Raw genomic sequence first — 797 nt, 5'->3', positions numbered from 1 at the left:
GATGAACGCCGCCCGGCGAGGGCGGCGCCTGCATGGAGCATCCATGACCAAGTTCTACTATCAGATCAAAGGCCGCCAGCAATACGACGAGGACGAATTCGGCTGGGCCTGGCCGCCAGTGTTCAGCGGCATGGTCGAAGCGGAAGACCGCAAGGCAGCGAAGGCCCAGATCGAAGAGCTGTACGAACGCCAGTTCCCGGTGCGCGTGCTAAAGAAGGACATCGAGCAGCACGCCTACCTGTTGCACATCCAGGAACTGACCGAGCGCGACACCTACATCCTGAAGCGCTTCGAGGACACCCCGTGTAAAGAGTGCGGCACGGTCTTCAAGCTGATCGACAAGTACAACGATCCGAACACCGAGACGAACAGCCCCGACTACTGCTCCGAGGCCTGCAAGCAGGCAGCGCGTGACCGCGATCTGTCGGAATTCCGCCTGGCCAACGAAGGGCTATCACCGCCAGTGATCTACCAGGTGCGGCAGAAGTCTACCGGCAGAGTCTACGTCGGTCAGACCACCCAGCCCTTCACCCTTCGCTGGTGGCAACACCTGAGCAAGCCCAGCGAGTGCAAGTTCCACACGGCCCTGGGCAGCACGGACATCACCGACTGGGACTTCTCGGTCCTCGAGGTGATCGTCTATCCAGACGAGTGCAAGGACCGGGCGGCCTACATCACCCAGCGAGAGGCCTACTGGGTCGACACGCTGTCGGCGGTAGATACCGGGTTCAACACCGTTCGGCCATCAGCGGCGACGGCACATGCCGCCCAGGCGGTGCTGTTATGAACCGCCCGTT

The 797-nt window shown here is 61.9% G+C and carries 1 protein-coding gene; it reads left to right on the top strand.

Going from position 1 to position 797, the window contains the following annotated elements; genetic code table 11:
* The first annotated feature begins 43 nt into the window (after nt 1-43).
* The gene (locus PF66_RS31715) at nt 44-787 is read left to right on the top strand and encodes a GIY-YIG nuclease family protein (RefSeq protein WP_054064912.1); all 744 of its coding nucleotides are present in this window, start codon (nt 44-46) and stop codon (nt 785-787) included.
* The last annotated feature ends 10 nt before the right edge of the window (nt 788-797 follow it).

This window comes from Pseudomonas asplenii (assembly GCF_001293465.1).
Lineage (GTDB): Bacteria > Pseudomonadota > Gammaproteobacteria > Pseudomonadales > Pseudomonadaceae > Aquipseudomonas > Aquipseudomonas fuscovaginae_B.
The sequence above is the reverse complement of the archived record's forward strand: the minus strand, read 5'-3'. Positions and strand labels throughout refer to the sequence as shown.

Excerpts from the sequence above, each read along its gene's own strand:
- PF66_RS31715 (WP_054064912.1), top strand. The coding sequence starts at position 44 with ATGACCAAGTTCTACTATCAGATCAAAGGCCGCCAGCAATACGACGAG.